Here is a 24,714-nt window from a genome sequence, read left to right as displayed (position 1 = left end):
GGTGGGACATGGGAACGGAGGAAGTGATGAGTCTGCTGGTCGAGGGGAAGTTGCACACCGATTGGTTCGAATCGGAAACCGAGGGCGGCGAATTCGTCCGCAAGGACTCGATGTTCCGTCACTGGATCACGCCCGACGGTTCGCCGGGACCGAGTGGCGAGGGCGGCTTTCCCGCCGAGGCCGGGCGGTACCACTTGTACGTCTCCTACGCCTGTCCCTGGGCGCATCGCACCCTGATCTTTCGCGCGATCAAGGGGCTCGAGGACTTGATCAGCGTGGACGTGGTCCATCCGCACATGCGCGCGGAGGGCTGGCACTTCGGTGACTTCCCCGGCACCACCCCGGACAGCCAGATGGGTGCGCATCACCTCCATCAGCTCTACACCCGTGCGGACCCCAAGGTCAGCGGCATCGTTACCGTGCCGGTGCTCTGGGACAAGCAGCGCCAGACGATCGTCAACAACGAGTCGTCCGAGATCATCCGCATGTTCAATTCGGCGTTCGATGACCTGACCGGTAATCGTGACGATTACTACCCGACGGAATTGCACGAGGCGATCGATGCGATCAACGCCACCGTGTACGAGCAGGTCAACAACGGGGTCTACCGGGCGGGGTTCGCGACCACGCAGGATGCCTATGAGGCGGCGTTCGACCGGTTGTTCGAGACGCTCGACGAGCTGGAGAAACGTCTCTCCCGGCAACGTTTCCTGACGGGGGCGCGGATCACCGAGGCGGACTGGCGATTGTTCACCACCCTGGTGCGGTTCGATGCGGTCTACTACGGCCACTTCAAGTGTAACCGTCACCGGCTGACGGATTTCCCCAACCTGTGGGCGTTTACCCGCGAGTTGTACCAGTGGCCCGGCGTGGCCGAGACGGTGCGGCTCGACCACATCAAGCACCATTATTACGTCAGCCACGACTGGATCAACCCGACGGGGATCGTGCCGCGTGGACCGAAGATCGCCTTCGACCAACCCCACCATCGGGGTGTGCATCGCGATGAGCGCGAGGTGCTGCTGTGAGCATCGAGATTCGGCATGCCACCGTGATGGCCGAGGGCGCCGGGGCGCGGGTCAAGCGGCACCTGCCGTTGCCGACGTTCATGAACTTCGATCCGTTCGTGATGTTCGATCACTTCGAGCTTGGCGCGGGCACGGGGTTTCCCGAGCACCCCCATCGCGGCTTCGAGGCGATTACCTACCTGTTCAGTGGCGAGATCGAGCACCGCGACAACCTGGGCAATGTCTCGACCGTGGGGCCGGGCGGGGCCCAGCGTTTCACGGCCGGCTCCGGCATCGTCCACTCGGAAATGCCCTCGGTCGAAGAGACCACCAGCGGTATCCAGCTCTGGGTGAACCTGCCGCGTCGACTGAAGGCCAGCGAACCGGCCTACGAGGAGGCCCCTGCCGAGACCGTGCCCGAGGTGGCGTTCGACGGCGGACGCGAGCGGCGCATTGCCGGTGAGGGCGGTCGAGTCTCCCTGAAGACCGACGCGCTGTACCGCCACGTGATGCTGGATGCCGGCGGTCGGCATGCCATCGAACCGCCGGCCGGCTGGCGGGCGATCGTCTATCTCAAGGACGGGGCCGTGCGGGTCAATGGCCAGACGCTCGCCGTGGCGCAGGCCGCCTTCCTGGAGGGCGAGGCGCGCATCGAGCTGGAGGCGAGTGAGGGCAGCGAGTTGATGGTGGTCGCCGGCCATCCACACGGCGAGCCGATCCGCCAGCGCGGTCCCTATGTGGATTGATCGTCGCATTGCCGCTCCGCGCGCGGCTGGGTAGCATGGCGATTTTTTGGATGACCGTTCCATGAATCAACGTTCCCTCGTTGCCCTGACAGGCTTGGTGCTGGTGGCCTACGCCGCTTGGCTTGTCTACTTGGGTCTCGTTCTGCCTGCCGAGCGCGCCGATGTCTTGTTCAGCGAAACGGGCTGGTTCGAGGATCTCAGTGCGGTGCTTTGGCTGGTATTGGCGGCGGTGCTGCTGTTCGCGCGACCGATCGGGCTTGGTAAGCGGATCGGCATGGCCGTGGTTGCCGCCGCGCTGGCGGCCCGGGAAGAGGGCTGGCACAAGAAGTTCACCACCGACAGCCTGTTCAAGTCGGACTATTACCAGATGGCCGGCGTGCCCATGGCCGAAAAGCTGATCGCGGGTGCCGTTGCGGTGGGACTGACGATCACGCTGATCTGGCTGCTGGTGCTGGGTGGGCGCGAGGTGTTCGCCCGCGGTGGCTGGCGTCGTCCCTGGGGGTGGCTGGCGCTGTTCGCGGTGGCGATCTCGCCGCTTCTCAAGGCGGTCGATCGCGGCCCGTCGATCCTGCGGGTGCAATTCGACATTACCCTGCCGGAGAATATCGACATGGTGATGCTCGCCTTGGAGGAGGGCATGGAATCGGCCTTGCCGGTACTGTTCCTGGTGGCCCTGGGGCTGTACCTGATTGATCGACGCTCGGGCGCTATGGCCTTCCATGGCTGACAACCGCATGGTTGACGAGTCTGGCCCCGGGTCCTCCGACGTCGATTTTCGCTGCGGCATCCTCGATGTGCTCGAGGCCGCCGCGCTGCACCAGCGCCACGCCGAGGTTCATGTGGATGGCCGTTGGCGGCGTGTCAGGGTGATCGACGTGGCTACCGATCACGGCGAGGACTGGGTGATCCTTGACGGCGATGAACGGCTGGCCGTGGGCCGGATCGAGATGGCCCGTCCTGTGTCGGACTGAAACCGAGCGGGAAGAAGAAGGCACAAAAAAACGGGGCGCATGCCCCGTTTTTTTTCGGTTGCAGGCGGCCCACCGATCCAATGGTGGGCGGCTTGCCGTTCGCGTTACATGCCTTCGAACAGGATGAAGGTGCGGTTCATGTTGGTGCCGTGCCAGCTGTCGTAGTGTTCGAGGTGCTTGAATTGCTCCATGTCCTGGTGGGCATTCATCACCTCGCTCATGGCCTCGAAGTTGCGAGCCGCCTCGCCGATCGTGTTGACCAGGAAGTCGTAGTAGTCGCCGGAGTCGCGTCGCGCGCGCTCCATGTCACTGACGCGGCCGTGGCCCGGGACGACGTGGTCCGGGTCGATTGCGTCGAGTCGAGCGAAGGCCTCCAGTCCATTTTTGGGGTTCGACCACGGGTGGATGCCCAGCAACCGGTCGACGTAGACTAGGTCACCGGTAAACACCACGTCGCTTTGCGGCAGATAGGCCATCGCGTCCCCCGGAAAGTGGGCGTTGGTGAGCGAGAGTTCGAGCTCGGTGCCACCCAGGGTAATGCTGGCGGTGTCGCCTTCGAGCAGGCGGTCGGCGTAGGCCGGCTGGGTGCCCTCGAAGCGTTCGCCCAGCGCCTCGGGCAGGCGGCCTTCCATGTGCTGGTCGGCGAATGCCTTCTGCGACTCGACCGTCGCCTCGAAGGCGATCACCTCCGCCCCCTGTTTCTTGAAATAGTCGTTGCCCAGCCAGCGATGGTCCTGTACGCCGATATTGATCACCCAGCGGATCGGCTGGTCACTGACCGCGGCGACGGCCCGCTCGATATTGGGGCCGCTGAAGGCGCCCGGGCCGGAATCGATCAGGATGACACCCTCATCGGTCACGATCACCCCGTAGTTGGCATTCATGCCGTGGTTCTCATAGGTGCGCGCATCGGTCGGACCGATGATGGCGTACACCGAATCGGTGACCGGCTCGGCGGTTGGCTGGTAGAGGGTCTCGGCATCGGCATGACCGAGGGTCGTGGCCAGCAGGGCCAGGGTGCCGGCCAGCATGGAAAGGGTGCCGGCAAGCAGGGCAGTGAGTCGTTGCATGGGGGTCTCCTGTGAGGGCGGCGCCCAAGTATACATTCGATGGACCGAATATTTGCGTAAAGGTTCCGCCAACGGATTCTCGGCCGGTGCTAAGCTCGAACCAAGGTGGCATCCCCCGAGATGGCAACTGCAAATGAGCAAGGGAGAGGCAGTGATGCGCTTTGTGCGTCGATTTTCCGAACTGGGTATGAACGATGTGGCCACGGTGGGTGGCAAGAACGCCTCGCTGGGCGAGATGGTGGCCCAGCTGGGCGAGCGGGGTGTGCGGGTGCCCGACGGTTTTGCCACCACCGCCGAGGCCTATCGCCATTACCTGCGGCACAACCACCTGGTTGACCGGATCAGCGGCGTGCTCGGCCCGCTCGACACCAACGACGTCACCGCACTGGAGAAGGCGGGTCGGCAGATCCGCAGCTGGATTGCCGAGGGTGAGATGCCGGCGGATCTTGCCGAGGAGATCGTTGCCGCCTACCGGGAACTGGGCCGGGAATACGGCGGGAACACCGACGTCGCCGTGCGCAGCTCGGCCACCGCCGAGGATCTGCCCACCGCATCGTTCGCCGGCCAGCAGGAAAGCTACCTCAACATCGCCGGCGAAGAGGCCCTGATCGACAGCATCCGGCACGTGTTCGCTTCCCTGTTCACCGATCGGGCGATCTCCTACCGCGTGCACCAGGGCTTCGATCACATGGCCGTGGCCCTGTCCGCCGGGGTGCAGAAGATGGTGCGTTCCGACAAGGCCGCCTCGGGGGTGATGTTCAGCATCGATACCGAATCCGGGTTCCGGGAAGCAGTATTCATTACCGCCGCCTACGGGCTGGGCGAGAACGTGGTGCAGGGGGCCGTCAATCCCGACGAGTTCTACGTCTTCAAGCCGATGCTCAAGGAAGGGCTGTGCCCGATCGTCTCGCGCCAGCTGGGCGAAAAGGCGATCCGCATGATCTACACCGAGGATGCCCGCCATGGTGCCTCGACCCGCAATGTCGACGTGCCGCTCGAGCAGCGCCAACGTTTCGCGATCAGCGACGAGGAGGTGCTGACGCTGGCACGGTTCGCCGTGGAGATCGAGCGCCACTACAGCGAGCAGGCCGGCGAATTCCGCCCGATGGACATCGAGTGGGCCAAGGACGGCGACAGCGGGGAGTTGTTCATCCTGCAGGCGCGCCCCGAGACGGTTCACTCGCAACGCGAGGCGGCCACCCATGCCACCTACCGGCTCGAGGAACGGGGCGAGGTGCTGGTGGAGGGCAAGAGCGTCGGCGAGCGTATTGCCGCCGGCCGCGCCCGCACGATCGAATCCTCGGCCGAAATGGCGAAGCTCGACGACGGTGAGATCCTGATTACCGACATGACCGATCCCGATTGGGAGCCGATCATGAAACGCGCCGGTGCCATCGTCACCAACCGGGGCGGACGGACCTGCCACGCCGCGATCATCGCCCGTGAGCTGGGCATCCCGGCAATCGTCGGCTGCGGTGATGCCACCGAGCGGGTTGCCGACGGCGAAGAGGTGACCGTCTCCTGCGCCGAGGGCAGCACCGGACACGTCTATCGTGGCGTGTTGCCGTTCACGGTCGAGCGGATCGACCACTCGGTGACGGAAACCACGCGCACCGATCTGATGATCAATCTCGGCGATCCCGAGCAGGCGTTTCGCCTGTCCTCCTTGCCGGCGGCGGGCGTGGGGCTGGCGCGCCTGGAATTCATCATCAACAACCGCATCGGGATTCATCCCCGGGCGTTGCTGGAATACGACCAGCTCGACGCCCAGACGCAGGCCGAGATCGATCGGCATACCGCGGGGTTCGATGATCGCCGCGAGTTCTATATCCGCAAGCTCGCCGAGGGCGTGGGCACGATCGCGGCGGCCTTCCACCCGCGCCCGGTGATCGTGCGCCTGTCTGACTTCAAGTCCAACGAGTACGCCGCGATGGTCGGTGGGGCGGGTTTCGAGCCCCACGAGGAAAACCCCATGCTCGGGTTTCGCGGCGCCTCGCGGTACTACGCCGAGTCGTTCGCCGAGGCCTTCGCGCTCGAGTGCGAGGCCCTGCGACGGGTGCGCGAGGGGATGGGCCTGACCAATGCCCAGGTGATGCTGCCGTTCGTGCGCAGCGTCGAGGAGGTCGACCGGGTGCTCGCCCTGATGACCCAGGCGGGACTGGAGCGGGGACGGCATGACCTCAAGGTGTATCTCATGTGCGAAATCCCGGCCAATGCGCTGTTGGCCGAGGAATTTCTCGAACATGTCGACGGTTTTTCCATCGGCTCGAACGATCTCACCCAGCTGACCCTGGGGGTGGATCGCGACTCCTCGCTGATCGAGGGGCTGGACGAGCGCAACCCGGCGGTCAAGAAGCTGATGGCGATGGCGATTGCCGCCTGCCGCGAGCAGGGCAAGTACATCGGGATCTGCGGTCAGGCCCCCTCGGATTTCCCCGAGATCAGCGAGTGGCTGGTCGAGCAGGGCATCTCGAGCCTGTCCCTGAATCCCGACAGCCTTCTGCCCATGCAGCAGACGGTGATCGAGGCCGAGAGACGACTGGCCTGATGCTCCCTAACCAGACCAGAATGGTCCGATTTTGCTACCCTAGTGGGCTAAGTCGGTCGAGAGCCGGCTCTGTGGCCAAATAAACCAAGGGGAGAGACGAGCTTGATGGGCCTGTTCGGCAAGAAGCGCAACGCGAACGATGAACGAAACGCCGATATCCAGCGTGCGGTGGAGGCGATTTGCGACCCCAATAACGGGCAGACGCTGGCCGAATCGGGGGCGATCGAGCGTGTCGAGTGCCGCAATTCTTCGTGTCAGATCGATATCGTCCTCGATTACCCGCCGGGCGACTGGGAGGCCGAGCTGACCAGTCGGGTGCGTGAGGCAGTGACGACCGTCGATGCCTCGCTGGATCCTGACGTCACGGTGGCGTTTGTCGCCCCGGAGGGGTCGGCGATGCATGGCAAGCCGTTGCCCGGCGTGAAGAACATCATCGCGGTGGCCTCGGGCAAGGGCGGCGTGGGCAAGTCCAGTACCAGCATCAACCTCGCGCTGGCCCTGGCGGCGGATGGGGCGAAGGTGGGGCTGCTGGATGCCGACATCTATGGCCCCAGCCAGCCGAGCATGCTCGGTAGCCATGAAAAGCCGCGCCAGGTCGACGACAAGTCGATGGCGCCGGTCGAGGCCCACGGCCTGCAGACCATGTCGATCGGCTATCTGGTGGACGAGGAATCGGCCATGGTCTGGCGCGGCCCGATGGTCACCTCGGCCCTGATGCAACTGCTCAACGACACCCGCTGGGACGGCCTGGATTACCTGGTCGTCGACATGCCGCCGGGCACCGGTGACGTGCAGCTGACACTGGCGCAGAAGGTGCCGGTGGCGGGCAGCGTGATCGTGACCACGCCCCAGGAGATCGCCACGCTGGATGCGCGCAAGGCGATCAACATGTTCAACAAGGTGAACGTGCCGATCCTCGGCGTGATCGAGAACATGGCGACCCACGTCTGTTCGAACTGCGGACACGTCGAGGCGATCTTCGGTGAGGGTGGCGGTGAATCGATCGCCCGCCGGTACGACACCGAGTTGCTGGGTCGTCTGCCGCTGGACCTGCGGATCCGCGAGGATCTGGATGCCGGTACCCCGACGGTTGCCAAGGACCCCACCGGCGCGCTGGCCGGCACCTACCGCCAGGCCGCGCGGCGACTGGCGGCGGGCCTCGGGCGTGCCGTGCGCGCCGAGGAACAGGCCGGCCCCGAAATCGTCATCGAGGAGTAAACCATGCTGGAAATCACTATCCCCAGTCGGGGCGTCTTGCATTTGTCGCACCTGGTACTCGACTACAACGGCACGCTGGCGCTCGACGGTGCCCTGGTCGAAGGTGTGGGCGAACGCCTGCGTGAACTGGCCAAGCACGTCGACGTGCACGTGATCACCGCCGATACCTACGGTGACGTCGAGGGGCGACTGGTTGATCTGCCGGTGACGCTCTCGACCTTGTCCGACCACCTGCAGGACGAGGCGAAGCAGCGTTACGTGCGTACGCTCTCGGCGCGCGAATGCGTCACCATCGGCAATGGTCGCAACGATGCCCTGATGCTGGCCGAAGCGGTGCTGGGGCTCGGTGTGATGCAGCCCGAGGGGCTCTCGCGGCACGCGCTGGATGCCTGCGACGTGGTCTGCCCGGACATCAACAGCGCCCTTGATCTACTCTTGAAACCCAAGCGATTGATCGCGACGCTACGCAACTGACACCCGTCGGCGGCCCGACACCCCGGCCGCCGCCCATTCGAACGATTTCGACAGTCATTTCAGCCAGTTCAACTGGTCAAGACAAAGGAGGCAATCCATGTCCCAGGTCACATTCAAGGGCACGCCCGTCAACGTCGCCGGCACGCTGCCGTCCGTGGGTGAGAAGGCCCCCGCTTTCTCGCTGACCGCGAGCGATCTCTCCGACAAGGGGCTGGACGCCTTTGCGGGCAAGAAGAAGGTGCTGAACATCTTCCCGAGCCTGGATACCGGCACCTGTGCCAAATCGGTGCGCGAGTTCAACCGTCGTGCCGGCGAGCATGGTGATGCGGTGGTGCTTGGCATCTCCATGGACCTGCCGTTTGCCCAGGCCCGGTTCGCCGAGGCGGAGGGGATCGACAACATCGCCATGTTGTCGGCCTTCCGTCACCCGGAATTCCTGGACGATTACGGCCTGCGCATCGCCGATGGCCCGCTGGCGGGCCTGGCGGCCCGTACCGTCGTGGTGCTGGATGCCGACAACACGGTGCGCCATGTCGAGCTGGTCGATGAGATTGCCGACCAGCCGGATTACGAGGCCGCCCTTGGCGCGCTCTGATTTGAACGGCAAGGCGCCCGGTTGCCACCGGGCGGTTGATTGATCCTCGGCCCGGTGCGTGAGCGGATGACAATTCGCGTCGCGCCCGGGCCGACTTTTTAAGGAACGAGCCGATGAGCAATCGACTGGGCGTCGACCTGGGCGGGACCAAGATCGAGGTCGCGGTGCTTGCCCCCGACAATCACATTCGCTGGCGGGAGCGTGAACCCACGCCGAAGGGCGACTACGCCGGCACGGTCGAGACCATGGCCGCGTTGATCGAGCGCGCCGAGCGCGAGTGCGGACGAGCCGGCGGCATCGGGGTGGGCACGCCCGGCACGATTTCGCCGCGCACCGGCCTGGTCAAGAACGCCAACTCGGTGGTGCTCAACGACCGGCCGCTCAAGGCGGATCTCGAGGCCCGCCTCGGGCGCGAGGTGCTGATGGCCAACGACGCCAACTGTCTCGCGCTGTCCGAATCGGCCGTCGACGGGGCCGCCTCGGGCGCCGATTCGGTGTTCGGCGTGATCCTGGGTACCGGTGTGGGTGGCGGGCTGGTGGTCGATGGTCGCGTACTGGTGGGCCGCAACGCGATTGCCGGCGAGTGGGGGCACAATCCGTTGCCCTGGGCGGCGACCGACGAGTCCCCCGGGCCTGCCTGCTGGTGCGGTCTGAGCGGCTGCATCGAGCAGTGGCTCTCCGGCCCAGCATTCGAGCGCGATCATGCCGAGCGTACCGGCGAGTCTCTTTCCGGAGAGATCATCGTGTCCCGTGCGCAGGCCGGCGACGAGGCGGCCCATGCGAGCCTCGCTCGCTACGAGCGGCGGCTGGCCCGCGCACTCGCGCACGTGATCAACCTGTTCGACCCGGACGTGATCGTGCTCGGCGGCGGGATGTCGAACGTCGAACGGCTTTACGAGAGCGTGCCCCGACAGTGGGACGAGTTCGTCTTTTCCGACCCGATCACCACCCGATTGGTGGCGCCGCGCTTCGGGGATTCCAGCGGGGTGCGCGGGGCGGCATTCCTCAATGATTCGCTCGGTCGGCACATGGGCTAAGTGTTTAAGTAAAAAAGCAAATACTAAAGCAATCTTCTGGGTTGATGGGGATATAAGTAAGGTCTAAAGTCGGCTTGGTGACCCGTACCGACTGTCGCGGTCATGCGATCAAACAACCGGAGGTTGATTGTCATGGACATTGAGCTGCAAATCGTGCTTATCAGCATCGTCGCCATGATCGGCATCGTTGGCATGCCGCTATACGCATTCTGGATGCTCTGGAAGAAGTCTGGCGATGCCAAGCATGCCCAGGAAGAGAAACAACACCGACACCAGCACGGCTGACGCCAGCAAAACAAAAATTGGCCTGAATGGCCTGAATGGCCTGAGCGCGTCAGCTCTGCCAGACCCTCATTGCTAGGCCACTCTGCTGGGCCATTGTTCAGGTCACGAGTCGACAAAGCCGACGCCTCAGGCGTCGGCTTTGTTATTGCTGGCGGGGCAGCCCACCTCAACTTTATTAGGTTGCCTATCAGCGCGACCGGCACTCTAAGCTAGACTGTTTTTATAGGGTAATTCGTATCAACAGGGAGATCGGTTGTGGGTGGTCTGCATGCCGGCCGGTCGGCCGAGAACCAGCATAAGTCGGAGCCGTTCCCTCCCGGGAGCTGGTCCTTCTTTGCCCGCCTGAAACGGGTTCTCCCGCCATTGGCGGCGGGCCTCGTGGTCAGTGGCGTGTTGCTTACGACCACTTGGGTGGTCGAGCGACAATTGACCACGGCCGTCCTGCAGGCCGATCTCGATAACCTGGCCCAGATCCGCACCCGCATCGAGTCCCAGCTCAATCAGGCCTCCAACGTGTCTGACGGGGTCGGGGCCATGATCGAGGTCAACCAAGGGTTGGATGAGCTTAGCTTGCGTCCCGTAGCCGAGCGGATGCTCGAACGCACGCCGGTGATCCGCTCGATCGCCATCGCACCGGACAACGTCATCCGGGTCAGCATTCCGCTGGAAGGGAACGAGGCGGCCATTGGCGTGGATCTCGCCGCCCACCCGGAGCAGGGCGGCTCGTTGCGCCGCGCGATGCAGACGGGTGAGCCGGTCCTGGGCGGGCCTTACGAACTGGTGCAGGGTGGCTACGCGGTCATCCACCGGGTGCCGGTACGCTTCGACCGCGACGGTGACGGGGCGGACGAGTATTGGGGGGTGGTCTCCACGCCGATCGACATCATGCGCCTCTTCGAGGCGGCCGGGGTGGGCAAGAAGCTCAGCGAGGGGACGCTGGCCGTTCGTGGAATGGACGGCCTGGGAGCGGAGGGGGCGGTCTTTCTCGGCCACCCCGGCTTGTTCCAGCAAGGCGATACCCTCAAGTCGCCGGTGATTGCGCTGGACGGACGCTGGCAGCTTGCCATGCAGCCCAGTGAACCAAGCGCGATGGTCACGGGGCTGATCCGATTCGCGGAGGTAATGGCACTGCTCGCGGGGCTGCTGGTGATGTGGCTTGCCGTGCGCTGGCAGGCCCAGCAGCACCTGATGATCGACTCAGAACGTCTCCTGCGCGACGTCACGTCCAACGTGAGTGACGTGGTCTTTCGCACAAACAATGTCGGCCAACTTGTCTACGTCAGCCCGGCCTACGAGCGCATGGTCGGCCCCGCGGCTCGAGGCGTAATCGGCGCCTCATGGCTGAATCTGTTCCCCGAAGACGAGCGTCGCCGAATTCGCGAGGCCGCTGAAAGGATGCAGCAACCCAATCGGGCCCCGTCCGGTGCCTCGCACGGTGCTCGGGTGGTCCTGGCCGTTCGTCTCACGCGCAGCGACGGGACGGAAATCCCGGCCGAGGTGCGGGTCGAACCGGTGATCCTGGCCGGTCAGGGGGGGGCGGGGCTGGTCGGCACGATGACCGATCTTTCGGATCGCCAGGCGTTCGAACAACTCGAGGGACTGGCCACGGCGGTGTTCGAGGGCGCCGGGGATGCCATCGTCATTCTTGATCGCTATCGCCGCGTGTTGGCCGTCAATCCGGCTTTCGAGCGGCTGGTGGGGCAATCATCCAAGGAGCTGGTGGGTGGACGGTTGACCACCCCCGAGCCGCTCGACCGCAGCCATCGGCGGCTGGAGGCCTGCGCGCGTGGGCTGCGGCAGCGTGGCCGCTGGACCGAAGAACTGGCCTGCCGGTTGCCGGATGGCCGCGAGCGCGTTCTCGGTTGGTCGGTGGACCTGATACGTGACGACCGCCGCCGTGTGAGTCGTTACGTCGCCGTCATCAGTGATGTCACCACCCGGCACCGCCGCATGCAGGCCATGCACCACCGCGCACTCCATGACCCGTTGACCGATACGCTCAACCGCTCGGGGCTCGACGAGCGGTTCGAGCAGGCCCGCCTGCACGCGCTGCGTGAGGGAACGGGTATCGCGTTGGCCTTTGTCGATCTGAACGGTTTCAAGCCCATCAACGACACCCTCGGCCACCACGTCGGTGACGAGGTATTGCGCGAGGTCGCCCGGCGGCTGTCCCGTGTGGGGCGGCGAGAGGACATTGTCGCCCGCCTGGGGGGCGACGAGTTCGTGGTGGCCTTCTACGGTGTGCGCAGCAACGAGGACATGGTCCGCTTGGGCGCCTCGCTCCTTGAGCGGCTACGCGAACCCATGGTGCTCAGTGGCACGGCCCAACTGGTTCACGTCCAGGCTTCGATCGGTTTCGCCCGCTTTCCGGATGATGCCGACACCCTGGATGGCCTGATGAGGCGGGCGGATGCGGCGATGTACCGTGCGAAGGAAACCAAGGATGACACCGTCGTTTTCCATCGGGACCTGGTCGACGCCACCGAATCGCCCGATGATGAATGAAAATAATGTAAGTAAGGAATAAGGTTCGACGAAATGCATGTTGCATTCCGATAGGGTGAATCCATCACCCGAATCAGAGAGGAATCGACATGCCGCAAGCGACTCACCATCCCGTTACCCACACCCTGGGTTTTCCCCGTATCGGACGCGAGCGCGCAGTCAAATGGGCGCTGGAAAGCCACTGGCGCGGCGAGGCCGACACCACTGCCCTGCATAAAACCGCGTGTGACGTGCGAGCCGAATCACGCCAGTGGCATCGCGAGGCGGGTGTCGCACGGCCAGCCTGCGGCGACTTCAGCTTTTACGATGGCATGGCCGATCTGTGCCTGTTGTTCGGGCAGGCGCCCGGCCGTTTCGGCAATCTACCCAACGATCTCGATTCGCTGTTTGCCCTGGCTCGCGGGAGATCGTCGGCGCAGGGCAGTCTCGCCCCGTTGGCGATGACCAAGTGGTTTGATACCAACTACCACTACCTGGTGCCCGAGCTGGACGCGGATCGCCCGTTTCGACTCGATGCCGAGCGGCTGTTGATGGAGATTCGCGAGTCGCTGGCCGGTGATCCGGCCAGCAAGCCGGTGCTGATCGGCCCACTGACCTTCCTGTGGCTGAGTGGGGGTGTCAGTCGCGAGGCACGCCTGCAGCGTGCCCCCGAGCTGGCCGCCGCTTACGCCTCGCTGTTGAGCGAGATTGCCGCCCTCGGTGCCGAGTGGGTCCAGCTCGACGAGCCGATCCTGGGTCTGGATCTTCCCGCGGTCTGGCTGGCGGCCTTCGAGCCGATCTATCACCGCCTGAAAACGCCGGGACTGCGCCTGCTGCTGGCCAGTTATTTCTCGCCGGTGGACGGGCGCTTGTCCCTGCTGGCCAACCTGCCGGTCGATGGTGTGCACGTGGACGTAGCCGCCGGGGATGATCTCGAGGCCCTGGGGGATCGACTGCCGGCGTTCAAGGTGCTCTCCGCGGGCGTGTTGGACGGCCGGTCGGTCTGGCGGGCGGATCTGTCGGCGCTGCTCGATCGACTCGAGCCGCTCTACGAGCGGCTGGGCGAGCGTCTCTGGCTGGCCCCCAGCTGTTCGCTGCTGCACCTGCCGCTGGATGCCGGCGAGGAAACCGATTTGCCGCCCGCGTTGGCCGCCAACCTGAGCTTCGCCCGGCAAAAGCTCGACGAGCTGACCTCGCTGGCGCGTGGCTTGGCCGAGGGGCGCGGGGCGATCGCCGAGGCACTTGAGGCGACCATCACGGCGCGTCGGCGGCTGGAGGCACTGGATGGTCGCCACGATGCCGGGCGCCGCGAGCAGTTGGCCCGGTCGCTCGCCGACGAGCCGACACGGGCTTGTCCGTATGTCGAGCGGGCGACGGCACAGCAGGCCCGCCTGAACCTGCCAATCCTGCCCACCACGACCATCGGCTCGTTTCCGCAGACCGACGAGATCCGGGCGACACGCCGAGCGCATCGCCGCGGGGAAATCGATACCGCTGCCTACGAGCAGGCAATGCGCGCGGCGATCGCCGAGACCATCCGTGAGCAGGAAAGGCTGGATCTGGATCTGCTGGTGCACGGCGAGCCCGAGCGCAACGACATGGTCGAGTACTTCGGCCAGCAACTCGATGGCTTTGCCTTCACCCGTGCCGGCTGGGTGCAGTCGTACGGCTCGCGCTGCGTCAAGCCGCCGATCATCTGGGGTGATGTGGCCCGCCCGCGCTCCCTGACCGTGGACTGGAGCCGGTATGCGCAGTCGCTCACCGATCGGCCGGTCAAGGGGATGCTCACCGGCCCGGTCACGATGCTCTCCTGGTCGTTCGTTCGCGATGATCTGTCCCGTGAAGCGGTTGCGTATCAGCTCGCCGCCGTATTGCGAGAAGAGGTTGCCGACCTGTGCGCCGCGGGCATCGCCGCAATCCAGGTCGACGAGCCGGCGTTTCGCGAGGGGCTGCCGCTGCGTCGCGTCGGCTGGGATGGCTATCTCGACTGGGCGGTGCGTGCCTTTCGGTTTGCGACCGCGGTGGCGCCGGACGACGTCCAGATCCACACCCACATGTGCTACAGCGAGTTCAACGACATCATCGACGCGATTGCCGCACTGGATGCCGACGTGATCACCATCGAGACGACCCGCTCGAACATGAAGCTGCTGGATGCCTTCGCCGAGTTCGAATACCCCAACGAGATCGGCCCGGGTGTCTGGGACATCCACTCGCCGTTGGTGCCGAGCGTGGCGGAGATTGGCGACCGGCTGCGGCTGGCACTGGACAAGGTGCCGGTGGATCGCCTGTGGGTGAATCCCGACTGCGGTCTCAAGACGCGCGGCTGGGAGGAGGTGAGGGCCGGGCTGCGAAACCTGGTCGCGGCGGCGCGCGATCTGCGCCACGAGCATCGTCGCGAATAAAACGATCCATCGGGGCGAGGCGGGGTCTACACTCGGCCCACCCTGACTCGGCCCCAATTGAAAAAGGGGGCGCCTCGCCCCCGGAGCCCATCGTGAAACGATTGCTGACGCTACTCACCGCCGCGACGGTCACCCTGCTGAACCTGACGGCCTGTTCCGGGGCGAAGGTGCTCGAATCGCTTGCGCCCAGTGATTCGGTCACGGTGACCCGGGATGTGGTGTTCGATGTCGGGCGTGACCTGGCGCTGGATGTCTACCGCCCCAACGGCGTTGAAGGGGCACCGTTGGTGGTGTTCTTCTGGGGCGGCAGCTGGCAGACGGGGGATCGCTCCACGTATGCCTTCCTCGGCCGGACGCTGGCCAGCCGGGGGTTCGTGGTGATGATTCCCGACTATCGCGTCTATCCCGAGGTGCGCTACCCCGAATTTCTGTATGACTCGGCCCGTGCGGTGGTCTGGGCACGGTCGCACGCCCGCGATTACGGCGCCGATCCGGCGCGCCTGTCACTGATGGGGCATTCGGCGGGGGCCTACAACGTGGCCATGCTGGTGAGCGACGATCGCTACCTCGAGGCGGTCGGCGGCGAACGCGGCTGGGTGACGGCCTGGGCGGGTCTCGCCGGACCCTATGACTTCCTGCCGCTGAACGACCCCACGCTCGAGCGCATCTTCGAACCCGCCGATCCGCTCGAGTCGAGCCAGCCTGTCAACTGGGTTGACGGCGAGGTACCACCGACGTTGCTGGTCGTCAGTGCCGATGACCCGGTGGTCGATCCACGCAATACCGAGCGGATGGCCGAGCGCCTGGAACGGGCCGGGGTGCCGGTCGAGCTGTTGCGGGTCGACAATCTGCGTCATGCCGGGGTCGTGGTCAGCCTGTCGAACGTCTTCCCCTTCGACGACCAGATCCTGACGACGGTATCGCGGTTTCTCGATCGGGTGTCGCCGACCGGGCCCGCGCAGGCAATGACCGACTAAGGGCCCGCTGCCGCGCTGCGGTCAATCAGGACGTGGCAGGTCGGCGACGGCGCGGATGCGTTCGCGCCTGAGCGCCTCGCCCAGCGCCTTGCCCTTGATTCCCTGTTCCAGCAGCGGCTGGGGCGAGATGGCGGCCACCGTTTCGCGGACACGGCGTAGCCAATCCCCCTCCGGGTAGTCGACCGACTCCTTGCCGGGCTTGCCGCGCGAGTCGGCGTGACAGACGGTCAGGATCTGTTCGAATCGCTCCGGGCGTCGCAGGGCATCAAGCTCGTCGATCAGGTCGACCAGGGTGGTGTCGCGCATTTCCAGGGCACGGTGAATCCGGCCGTGCTGGGCGGTGACGGTCAGGGCCAGTTCGCGAATGGCCTTGGGGGTGCGCAGGCGCTCGCACAGTACCCGTGTCGGCTCCACGCCACGCCGTTCGTGACCGATATGACGGGGCCATTCCTCCGGCGGGGTCAGAGCCTTGCCCAGGTCGTGGCAGACCGCGGCAAAGCGTACGCCAACCGAATCGCTCAGACCGGCGGCGGCATCCAGCACCAGCAGGGTATGGATGCCCGTGTCCACCTCGGGGTGGTATTCCTTCGGTTGCGGCACGCCGAACAGCGCCTCGACCTCGGGGAAGGTCTCGGCCAGGGCATCGACGTCGTGGAGTACCGCGAAGTAGCGCGAGGGGCGTTCGGTGCCCAGTGCCTTGACCGTCTCCGCCCAGACGCGTTCGGGGACAAGATCGGCAAGCTCCCCGCTGGCACTCATCTGACGCATCAGCGAGGCAGTGGAGTCGGCGACCTCGAATCCATGGGCGCCCAGCTGCGCGGCGAAACGCGCCACGCGCAACACCCGTAGGGGGTCCTCGACGAAGGCGGGGCCGACATGGCGCAGTCGGCGGGCCTCGAGGTCGTCGCGACCGCCGAATGGATCGACCAGCTCGCCGTTTTCCCGCATGGCCATGGCGTTGATGGTCAGGTCCCGCCGGGCCAGATCGTCCTCGAGGGTGACCTCCGGGGCCGCGTGCACCGCAAAACCGTGGTAGCCGCGTCCCTGCTTGCGCTCGGTGCGGGCCAGTGCGTACTCCTCGCCGGTGTCCGGGTGAAGAAACACGGGGAAGTCCGCACCGACCTGCTTGAAGCCGCGTGCAAGCATGACCTCGGGCGTGGCGCCGACGACCACCCAGTCGTGGTCGACCACCTCGCGGCCCAGCAATCGGTCGCGCACGGCGCCGCCGACGATGTAGCACTCGAGGTTGTCGGTGACCGTGTCGGGCATCGTATCTCCGGGTGATTGAGTCGGGTTTTGGCGGCAAAGCCTGCTTTATCGATAGGGCGGGCAGGGGTAGACTGCCGGCCAGTCTTTCACGTTTTGGAATGCTCGCCATGAACGCAAACCCCTATCTTGAGGCATTGCAGAGCCAGTCGCCACGTTTCGAGTCCACGCTGCGCAGCATCGGGCTGGTGGCGGCCACCGAAGCGACGGTGTTGATCATGGGCGAGACCGGCACGGGCAAGGAGCTGGCCGCACGAGCGATCCATGCCGGCTCGCCACGTGCCAGCCGCCCACTGGTGACCGTCAATTGCGCGACCATCCCGGACGAGCTGGCCGAATCGACGTTGTTCGGCCATCGGCGTGGCGCGTTCACCGGCGCGCTCGCCGACCAGCCGGGGCTGGTCGACCAGGCCGATGGCGGCACGCTGTTTCTCGACGAGCTGGGCGAGCTGCCGCTGGCCCTGCAGGCGAAACTGCTGCGCTTGCTGGAGAATGGCGAGACCCGGGCCGTGGGGGAGACAGGGACCCGGCGCGTCGACCTGCGTGTGGTGGCCGCGACCCATCGCGACCTCTCCGCGATGGTCGAGGCAGGCGAATTCCGCGCCGATCTCTACTTCCGACTGGCCGGGGTGCCGGTCGAGCTGTTGCCGTTGCGCGATCGTCAGGGTGACGTCGACTGGTTGTTCGCCCGTTTCCTGGCCGAGAACGCCGCCCGCAATGGCGTGGCACAGCCGCGTCTGACCGCGCGTGCGACCGGTGTGCTGCGCCGTTACCGCTGGCCGGGCAATGTCCGCGAGCTCAAGCAGTTGGCCGAGCGGCTGGTGATCTTTCACGCGGGCGGCGTGGTCGACGTGGAGGCCTTGCCGCCGGCGATGCGATCCGCGGCGCAGAGCGAACGAGGCGGTCCGCTCGCGCCGGGTTTCGTGTTGCCGGAAGGGGGCGTCGATCTCGAGGCCGTCGAGAGCGATCTCCTGCGCCAGGCCCTGGCCCATACCGGCGGTAACAAGTCGCATGCCGCTCGCCTGCTTCATCTGTCGCGTGACACGTTTCTCTATCGTCTGAAAAAGTTCGCCATCGAATAGCGACTGACGCCCCCTTGTCCCGAATGGTCAGGCCCCGTATCGGCATGTCTCGATACGGGGCCTTTGCGTTGGTCATGTACCCGAGGAGCCCAGTGGGTGGGGCTAGTGCCTATCCGGTCGCGCAAAAAAAACGGCAGCCTGAAGCTGCCGCAAGGCCACGCCGAGGCGTGGCAGTCTGGAGAGAAGAAAAGGTCAGAACCTGGCGGTGAGGCGTGCCCAGACGGTGCGTCCCGGCTCGTTGATGCGGCTGGTCGGGTCACCGAACGCGCCGCTGTAGGCGCGATTGACGTGCTGCGCATAAGTCCGGTCGAAGACATTGTCGACACCGGCTTCCAGCCGCCAGTTACGAGTGATGTCGTAGCCGGCGTTGAGGTCGAGCACCGCGTAGCCGGCGGTCTCGCGGGTGTCGAGCCCGCTCTGTTCGTCGATGGCCTCGGCATGGGCGGCCCAGCGCAGCACCACGGCCCCATCGATCGCCCCTCGCTCGGCGCGCACGCCGAGATTGCCGGACAGCGGCGGGATCTGCGGCAGGTCGCGCGAGTCGCTGGTGTTGCGCCCGCGGACGTAACTGAACTGGGCCTCGGTCGCCAGCCAGTCGGTCAGGGCATAACGCAGATCGAGTTCGCCGCCATAAAGGCGGGCATCGACATTGCGGTAACTCGTGGTCATCGGCATCAGGCCCGCGATTTGGCGGTCCTGCAGGATGTAGCCATCGACCTGGTCGATATACACGTTGGCGCTCGTCGCGAGCCGCTCGTTCTGCCACGCCAGCCCGGCCTCGATCTGGTGGTGGATCTCCGGCTCTAGGTCCGGGTTGCCCACCTTCGCCAGCATGCCGTTCATCAACAAGGTGATGTACTTCTGGGTCAGGTTGGGCGCGACCGCCGTCCGGCTGAGCCCAACGTGACCCGAGAGGTTGGCGTTGAAGGCATGGTTGTAGCGAAGCAGGCCGCTAATCTCGGTGTCGCTCTTGGCCTCGGCCGCCGCGGCGCGGATGTCGGCCGGTACCATCATGTGCGTGGCGATGCTCTTGTCGAGAGCGGTGTCGATCTCGCTTTCGAAGCGATCAAGGCGCAGACCGGCACGCAGCGAGTTGCTGTCCCCCAGGTCCCAGTCACTCTCGACGAACGCGCCGAACTGGTCGGTCTGCCCATCCGGCCACTGGCGGAATGCAAGCATGTCGGTCATCGCGTTGATCGCCTGGGCATTTTGCTCCACGCGCTGGAAGTCGAGGCCGTAGTCGATCTCGATTTGGTTGATATGTGATGACGCGGTCAGTCGGGCCGTGGTGGTGTGCGACTCCGCCGGTGCCTCCATCGGCATGGGGGCGGTCAGCTCGCGCAGGCTGTAGTTGTCCATCAGGTGGTCGACATTGGCCCGCGAGACCTCCAGCCGCACGCCATCGACCGGTCCTTCGAGATCACCCAATCGGCCGTCGAGGCGGTAGATGGTGGCGTTGTCGAAGATTGAATCCATGCCGGTGCCGGCGTAACGGGTGTCGAGCATGCGGTTGCGGTCGATGGAGACCTCGATCCCGGTCGCATCAGAGACGCGGTAGCCGCCGATGATGGTGCCGCTGCGCTGCTTGAACGACGAGGGCACCTCGTTGCCATCACCGTCCTCGTAGTTCTCGCCGTTGGCGATCTGGCCGATGACGCGCCCGTAGGCATGGCCGTTGCTCATCAGCACGTCGGCACTGCTCTGATCGGTCAGGCCGTTGCTGCTGGTGGCAAAACCGAAGCGCGACTGGACACCAGGCTCGGCGGCGCGCTCGAAGGTATTGCGGGTGAGCTCGATGCTGCCGCCGCTGCCGCCCGGGCCACGGGTCAGGGTGGTGACGCCCTTGCGCACCTCGACCGCGTCGTAGCCGGCCAGGTTGCCGAAGCTGGTCGGCGGGTCCATGCGATTCGGGCAGGCGTTGGCGATGGCCGCCCCGTCGAGCAGTACGTTGAGCTGGTGTTCCCGTTGGCCACGGATGACCGGGTCCAGGCCGTGTCCCGACATGCGTCCTGCCTCCACGCCGCTGATCTCGCGCAGCACCTCGGCCAGATCCGCGCGGGGCGCGGCGTCGTCGGCCGTCAGCGTGACGGGTTGATCGATGGCCATCGGCTCCGGGGCGGTAATCAGGATGGTATCCAGGCCCTGAGCGGCGACGGGTTGGGCACCGGCTGCCATCGTGGCCAAGCTGGCGAGAATGGCGGTATGGAGACGGGTGGGGCGGCGATGCGGGCGAGCGGCAGTCATGCGGGAATCGTTCCTCACTGTGTGGTCGGTAGGGTGTGGCGTGTTGACACCCTGCACAGCAGGAAACGGGCCATCCGCAAGTCGTTGATTCAACGACGCCGAGGCGCCGGGGAATGAGGCAGATGCCGCAGCCAGTGGGGCATTTGCCTCAGCCGGGCAGCAACGGGCAATCGAGAAGGTTGGCGGTTTGTGCCAGAATCGCGGGCCTGTTTACCCGCTTTACCTGACGAAGGAGTCGCCCATGGAAATTCTGCAGGATCGGCGCTACGGCGAAACCCACGAGTGGTACACGGTGGAAGACGACGTGATCACGGTGGGGGTCACCGAGCAGGGCCAGGAAATGCTGGGCGACGTGGTGTTCGCAGACCTGCCGGACGTGGGTCAGGCGGTCTCGGAGGGCGCGCCCTGTGCCACGCTCGAGTCGGTCAAGGCGGCGTCCGACGTACTCTGCCCGGTCGATGGCGAGGTGCTCGAGATCAACGAGGCGCTCGAGGACAGCCCGGAGCTGATCAACGACGATCCGCTCGACGAGGGCTGGATCCTCAAGATCCGCATGGAGGGCGAGCCGGCCGAGTGGATGGACCCGGACGAGTACGGCCGGATGCTCGAGGCGACCGACTGATCACCATGGCCACTGAACCGGCGGGCCGCCCTCGGTGGTTCGCTCGCCCCTGAGCCGGGAGACCAACCCATGGCATCCGAACACAACTACGGCCTGAGGCGCGTCTGGTACGCGCTGCGTTATTCCCTGCAGGGGGTGCACGCGGCCTGGCGAAAGGAAGAGGCGTTCCGGCAGGAGGTCGTGGTCGCCATGGTGGCCGTGCCGGTGGCGTGGTTCGTCGGCGAGAGCGCCCTGGAGCGAGCCGTGTTGATCGCGGTGGTGCTCCAGGTGCTGATGGTGGAATTGATCAACACCGGGATCGAGGCGGTGGTCGATCGCATCGGCCACGATCCACACAAGCTCTCGGGGCGCGCCAAGGATGTCGGATCGGCGGCGGTCCTGATGGCGATCGTGATCGCTGCGGTGGTCTGGGGGTTGCTGCTGTTCGACTGAGGCCGCTCTCAACGCTCCGAGATGCGCGCCAACCGGCTGAGCAGGAAGAACACCACGGGCCAGGCGGCCAGGTTGCTCAGCGCCCGAGACAGGTAGGTGGCCATGGACACCAGGTCGGTGGCCACGCCTTCCACCCACAGCGCCACGATCAGGTACACCAGGGTGAAGCCTGCGATCAGCAGGGCCTGAGAGAGCAGGGGGGCCACCCCGAGCCGCTGTCGCAACGACAGGACGAGGAAGGCCGTCATCGTGAACAGCAGGGCATTGAGGCCCAGCAGCCCATTGGTGGCCACGTCGAGCATCAGCCCGGCGATCCAGGCATAGATCAGCCCCGCCTGCGCCGGGCGGTAGAGTGACCAGAAGATTACCGTGAGGAGCAGCCACTGCGGGTTGTGCACCTGCATGCTCGCGGGCAGGGGCAGCAGGGTCAGTGCCAGTGCCGCGATGCTCGTCAGGATGATGGCGAACCAGCTAGTCGTCATCGGTCGCTCCCGTGCCCGTCGTGGCATCGGATGGCGTGGTCCCGTCGGCGGCGCCATCGGCGGCGGGCACGATCGCTGGACGCTCCAGGGTGGTCTCCGTCCCCGATTCCGCGCCGGCCGCTGCGTCCGGTGCCTCGGTGATCACCAGGACGTGATCGAGACGCTCGAGATCGGCGACCGGTTCGGCGATCAGCCGGATAAAGCCCTGGGCCTCGTCCATCTCGATGGCGGTGACACGCGCGACCGGGTAGCCACGCGGGAAGGCGGTGTCGATGCCGGAGGTGGTCAGCAGATCGCCCGGTTTGACGGCGGTGCGTTCGGGGACGCGCTCGGCAATCAGCTGCCGGTTGCCGGTGCCGCGGAGCAGGGCGGTGCGGCCGGTATCGCCGAGGACGACCGAAAGGATGTGGTCGCGCGAGGTCAGCTGAATGACGGTAGCGCCGTTGCGCGTGCTGCGCAGGATCTGACCGACCACCCCGTGGGCATCGATGACCGGGTCGCCGGGACGCACGTCGTCACCGTGTCCGCGGCCGATGGTGAAGAGGTTGCCCTGCTGGCTGGGGGGATGGCCGACGCGACGGGCAAGCAGCACGCCCGGGATGGTGCTGGCCTCGCCGTCGAGCATGTCGCGCAATTCGTCGACCTCGCGCTGCAAGGCGACAAACTGCTGCATCTGGCCCCGGAGCAGCGTGTTCTCCTCACGCAGGCGGTCGACCTCCGCATGGAGCTCGCGACGCTCGACAAACCACTGGCCGATCCCGCGGGCCATGACCACCGGTTGGTGGATGGCCTTGACGATGCCGTCGGTGGCGCCGCCGAGTCCCTGATCGAGCTGACTGACCCAGCGGGTGCCGATTCGGTCGAGGCTCATCAGGACGATCGAGACCACCGCCAGGACCAGGAGCAGGTTGAGTCCGGGACGGTGGGAATCGAAAAGCGCCATGACCGGCGCCGTTACTCGTCAGCGAAGAGGGTGTTATTGCGCTGGTCGATCAGCTCAAGGACCTTGCCGCCGCCACGTGCCACGCAGGTGAGCGGGTTTTCGGCCACCACGACCGGCAGGCCGGTCTCTTCCATGATCAGTTTGTCCAGGTCGCGCAGCAGCGCGCCACCGCCGGTCAGGACAATGCCGCGATCGGCGATGTCGGCACCGAGTTCCGGCGGCGTCTGCTCGAGGGCGGCGCGCACCGCCTGTACGATGCCGAACAGCGGCTCCTGCAGTGCCTCGAGGATCTCGTTGGAGTTGAGCGTGAAGCTGCGCGGCACGCCTTCGGCCAGGTTGCGGCCCTTGACGTCGATCTCGCGCAGTTCCTTGCCCGGGTAGGCCGAGCCGATCTCCTTCTTGATGCGCTCGGCGGTGGCCTCGCCGATCAGGATGCCGTAGTGGCGACGGACGAAAGCGATGATCGCCTCGTCGAACTTGTCGCCGCCGATGCGCACCGACGAGGAGTAGACGATGCCGTCGAGCGAGATGACGCCCACCTCGGAGGTGCCGCCGCCGATGTCGACCACCATCGAGCCACGCGGCTCGTCGACGTCGACACCGGCGCCGATCGCGGCGGCCATCGGCTCTTCGATGATGAACGCGCGACGGGCGCCCGCGGATAGCACCGATTCACGGATCGCGCGGCGCTCGACCTGGGTCGCTCCCACCGGCACGCACACCAGCACGCGCGGGCTGGGGCGGAACCAGTGCGAGGAATGCACCTTCTTGATGAAGTGCTGCAGCATCTTCTCGGTGACGTGGAAGTCGGCGATCACGCCATCACGCAGCGGGCGGACGGCGTGGATCGACTTCGGCGTGCGCCCGACCATCTGCTTGGCCTCATTGCCGTAGGCCTGGATGACCGTCTGGCCACCGTCGTTCCGCAGGGCCACCACCGACGGTTCGTCGAGCACGATGCCGCGTCCCGAAACGTAGATCAGCGTGTTGGCCGTCCCCAGATCGATGGAGAGGTCTGTGGAGAAGATGCCGCGGAAGCCTTTGAACATGGGGGTTATAACCGAATAATGTCTGCTGTATGTGGTCGGACCGGTGGGCGGTCCGTTGTCGCGCTGCCGCGGCGGGCGGCGGCGCCTGAGTCCTTTCCCGTTCGCGCGGCCCGAGTCGCCTGCCCTTGCCGGGCTCGTCCCCACGGCAAGCGGGTCCGTAACCGCTGCCGTGGTGCCGCGTAAAAATAAGCGGTTAAGGTAGCAACATGCGCGCGTTCAGGCAAGTGCCGGACTCGGCAGGCAGGCGCGGCTGTGATAGGCTTTCCGCCGAATTTCCGCCCACCGGCAGGCGCCCTTCGACAGGGCATTGGTCGCTGGGTTCCCGTCGGATCACGGCGGGTGGGCGAGACCCGCCCAGCAAAACCTGATTTGCCAACCACGTTCCATGAGGGGTGACGACGATGTCGTTGACCAATGAGCAGTTGCAAACCGTGGCCCATCTCGCCCGGATTGCCGTCGAGCCGGAATGGACCGAGGCGCTGCGCTCGGATATCAACGGCATTCTCGACCAGGCCAGTCGGCTGGACGACCCGAGGCTCAACGACCTCGAGCCGATGGCCCACCCGCTTGACCAGGTTCAGCGGCTGCGCCCCGATGCGGTGACCGAGAGCGATCAGCGCGAGACCCTGATGGATGGTGCGCCGGCGCAGGAGCAGGGTCTCTTCCTGGTGCCGAAAGTCATCGAGTAAGTCGTATCTCGCCGGCATCCGCCCGGCGCTGTCCCGATCGACGCCCACATTGCCTGCAAAGGGGAACACCTTTCGTGTCCACGAGTGA

General features: G+C 65.7%; 23 protein-coding genes. 17 read left to right on the top strand and 6 right to left on the bottom strand.

Features of this window, described 5'->3' with window-relative positions; translation table 11 throughout:
• Nucleotides 1-26: 26 nt before the first annotated feature.
• From SR882_RS07490 to SR882_RS07475, 4 genes are all read left to right on the top strand, one after another.
• Nucleotides 27-1,028: a glutathione S-transferase family protein gene (locus SR882_RS07490; RefSeq protein WP_322520632.1), complete on the top strand. Its 1,002-nt coding sequence runs from the start codon at nt 27-29 to the stop codon at nt 1,026-1,028.
• Complete coding sequence (locus tag SR882_RS07485) at nt 1,025-1,753, top strand: pirin family protein (protein ID WP_322520631.1); 729 nt, start codon at nt 1,025-1,027, stop codon at nt 1,751-1,753. The genes SR882_RS07490 and SR882_RS07485 overlap by 4 nt, the downstream gene beginning before the upstream one ends.
• Nucleotides 1,754-1,814: 61 nt before the next feature.
• Nucleotides 1,815-2,480 carry a hypothetical protein gene (locus SR882_RS07480; RefSeq protein WP_322520630.1) on the top strand — a complete coding sequence of 222 codons (666 nt, stop codon included), beginning with the start codon at nt 1,815-1,817 and terminating at the stop codon, nt 2,478-2,480.
• Nucleotides 2,473-2,724, top strand: a complete 252-nt coding sequence (locus tag SR882_RS07475; protein WP_322520629.1) for a hypothetical protein — start codon at nt 2,473-2,475, stop codon at nt 2,722-2,724. The genes SR882_RS07480 and SR882_RS07475 overlap by 8 nt, the downstream gene beginning before the upstream one ends.
• Before the next feature lie 104 nt (nt 2,725-2,828).
• On the opposite strand, the gene SR882_RS07470 is transcribed toward SR882_RS07475, so the two are convergent.
• Nucleotides 2,829-3,794, bottom strand: coding sequence for an MBL fold metallo-hydrolase (locus SR882_RS07470; RefSeq protein WP_322520628.1), 966 nt, complete (start codon nt 3,792-3,794; stop codon nt 2,829-2,831).
• A 154-nt stretch (nt 3,795-3,948) separates the two neighbouring features.
• Here SR882_RS07470 and ppsA point away from each other — a divergent pair, with 154 nt between their 5' ends.
• The 9 genes from ppsA to SR882_RS07425 all read left to right on the top strand — a co-directional run bounded on the left by ppsA (nt 3,949) and on the right by SR882_RS07425 (nt 15,817).
• Complete coding sequence (gene ppsA / locus SR882_RS07465; RefSeq protein ID WP_322520627.1) at nt 3,949-6,342, top strand: phosphoenolpyruvate synthase; 2,394 nt, start codon at nt 3,949-3,951, stop codon at nt 6,340-6,342.
• A 105-nt stretch (nt 6,343-6,447) separates the two neighbouring features.
• Complete coding sequence (gene apbC, locus SR882_RS07460; RefSeq protein ID WP_407653367.1) at nt 6,448-7,560, top strand: iron-sulfur cluster carrier protein ApbC; 1,113 nt, start codon at nt 6,448-6,450, stop codon at nt 7,558-7,560.
• A 3-nt stretch (nt 7,561-7,563) separates the two neighbouring features.
• Nucleotides 7,564-8,034, top strand: coding sequence for an HAD family hydrolase (locus SR882_RS07455; RefSeq protein WP_322520625.1), 471 nt, complete (start codon nt 7,564-7,566; stop codon nt 8,032-8,034).
• A 97-nt stretch (nt 8,035-8,131) separates the two neighbouring features.
• Nucleotides 8,132-8,629, top strand: a complete 498-nt coding sequence (gene tpx / locus SR882_RS07450) for a thiol peroxidase (protein ID WP_322520624.1) — start codon at nt 8,132-8,134, stop codon at nt 8,627-8,629.
• A 113-nt stretch (nt 8,630-8,742) separates the two neighbouring features.
• The gene (locus SR882_RS07445) at nt 8,743-9,666 is read left to right on the top strand and encodes an ROK family protein (protein ID WP_322520623.1); all 924 of its coding nucleotides are present in this window, start codon (nt 8,743-8,745) and stop codon (nt 9,664-9,666) included.
• 132 nt (nt 9,667-9,798) lie between these two features.
• On the top strand, nt 9,799-9,951 hold the full coding sequence (locus tag SR882_RS07440; protein ID WP_322520622.1) for a hypothetical protein: 153 nt from the start codon (nt 9,799-9,801) through the stop codon (nt 9,949-9,951).
• A gap of 390 nt (nt 9,952-10,341) precedes the next feature.
• The gene (locus tag SR882_RS07435) at nt 10,342-12,456 is read left to right on the top strand and encodes a diguanylate cyclase domain-containing protein (protein ID WP_322520621.1); all 2,115 of its coding nucleotides are present in this window, start codon (nt 10,342-10,344) and stop codon (nt 12,454-12,456) included.
• 89 nt (nt 12,457-12,545) lie between these two features.
• Complete coding sequence (gene metE / locus SR882_RS07430) at nt 12,546-14,840, top strand: 5-methyltetrahydropteroyltriglutamate--homocysteine S-methyltransferase (protein ID WP_322520620.1); 2,295 nt, start codon at nt 12,546-12,548, stop codon at nt 14,838-14,840.
• Nucleotides 14,841-14,932: 92 nt separating this feature from the next.
• On the top strand, nt 14,933-15,817 hold the full coding sequence (locus SR882_RS07425) for an alpha/beta hydrolase (protein WP_322520619.1): 885 nt from the start codon (nt 14,933-14,935) through the stop codon (nt 15,815-15,817).
• Between the two features lie 21 nt (nt 15,818-15,838).
• Here SR882_RS07425 and SR882_RS07420 read toward each other — a convergent pair whose 3' ends face one another.
• On the bottom strand, nt 15,839-17,086 hold the full coding sequence (locus tag SR882_RS07420; protein WP_322520618.1) for a multifunctional CCA addition/repair protein: 1,248 nt from the start codon (nt 17,084-17,086) through the stop codon (nt 15,839-15,841).
• A 98-nt stretch (nt 17,087-17,184) separates the two neighbouring features.
• Here SR882_RS07420 and SR882_RS07415 point away from each other — a divergent pair, with 98 nt between their 5' ends.
• Entirely contained in the window at nt 17,185-18,165 is a 981-nt protein-coding gene (locus SR882_RS07415) for a sigma-54 interaction domain-containing protein (protein WP_407653306.1), read from the top strand.
• Nucleotides 18,166-18,357: 192 nt separating this feature from the next.
• Here the strand turns inward: SR882_RS07415 and SR882_RS07410 are convergent, their stop codons facing one another.
• On the bottom strand, nt 18,358-20,409 hold the full coding sequence (locus tag SR882_RS07410; RefSeq protein WP_322520616.1) for a TonB-dependent receptor domain-containing protein: 2,052 nt from the start codon (nt 20,407-20,409) through the stop codon (nt 18,358-18,360).
• Nucleotides 20,410-20,650: 241 nt separating this feature from the next.
• Between SR882_RS07410 and gcvH the strand changes: the two genes are divergently transcribed.
• Complete coding sequence (gene gcvH, locus SR882_RS07405) at nt 20,651-21,031, top strand: glycine cleavage system protein GcvH (protein WP_322520615.1); 381 nt, start codon at nt 20,651-20,653, stop codon at nt 21,029-21,031.
• A gap of 69 nt (nt 21,032-21,100) precedes the next feature.
• Complete coding sequence (locus SR882_RS07400) at nt 21,101-21,463, top strand: diacylglycerol kinase (RefSeq protein ID WP_322520614.1); 363 nt, start codon at nt 21,101-21,103, stop codon at nt 21,461-21,463.
• Between the two features lie 8 nt (nt 21,464-21,471).
• Here SR882_RS07400 and mreD read toward each other — a convergent pair whose 3' ends face one another.
• Genes mreD through SR882_RS07385 form a run of 3 tightly spaced genes read right to left on the bottom strand, consistent with a single transcriptional unit; the run spans nt 21,472 to nt 23,937 of the window.
• Entirely contained in the window at nt 21,472-21,945 is a 474-nt protein-coding gene (gene mreD, locus SR882_RS07395) for a rod shape-determining protein MreD (RefSeq protein ID WP_322520613.1), read from the bottom strand.
• Nucleotides 21,935-22,888 (bottom strand): rod shape-determining protein MreC, encoded by a 954-nt coding sequence (mreC, locus tag SR882_RS07390; protein ID WP_322520612.1) that lies wholly within the window; start codon nt 22,886-22,888, stop codon nt 21,935-21,937. The genes mreD and mreC overlap by 11 nt, the downstream gene beginning before the upstream one ends.
• A gap of 11 nt (nt 22,889-22,899) precedes the next feature.
• Nucleotides 22,900-23,937 carry a rod shape-determining protein gene (locus SR882_RS07385; protein ID WP_322520611.1) on the bottom strand — a complete coding sequence of 346 codons (1,038 nt, stop codon included), beginning with the start codon at nt 23,935-23,937 and terminating at the stop codon, nt 22,900-22,902.
• 401 nt (nt 23,938-24,338) lie between these two features.
• Here SR882_RS07385 and gatC point away from each other — a divergent pair, with 401 nt between their 5' ends.
• Entirely contained in the window at nt 24,339-24,626 is a 288-nt protein-coding gene (gene gatC / locus SR882_RS07380) for an Asp-tRNA(Asn)/Glu-tRNA(Gln) amidotransferase subunit GatC (RefSeq protein ID WP_322520610.1), read from the top strand.
• Nucleotides 24,627-24,714 lie beyond the last annotated feature (88 nt).

It is taken from the genome of Guyparkeria halophila (assembly GCF_034479635.1).
GTDB lineage: Bacteria > Pseudomonadota > Gammaproteobacteria > Halothiobacillales > Halothiobacillaceae > Guyparkeria > Guyparkeria halophila.
Note: the sequence above shows the minus strand (reverse complement) of the source record. Positions and strands in the feature narration are given on the sequence as shown.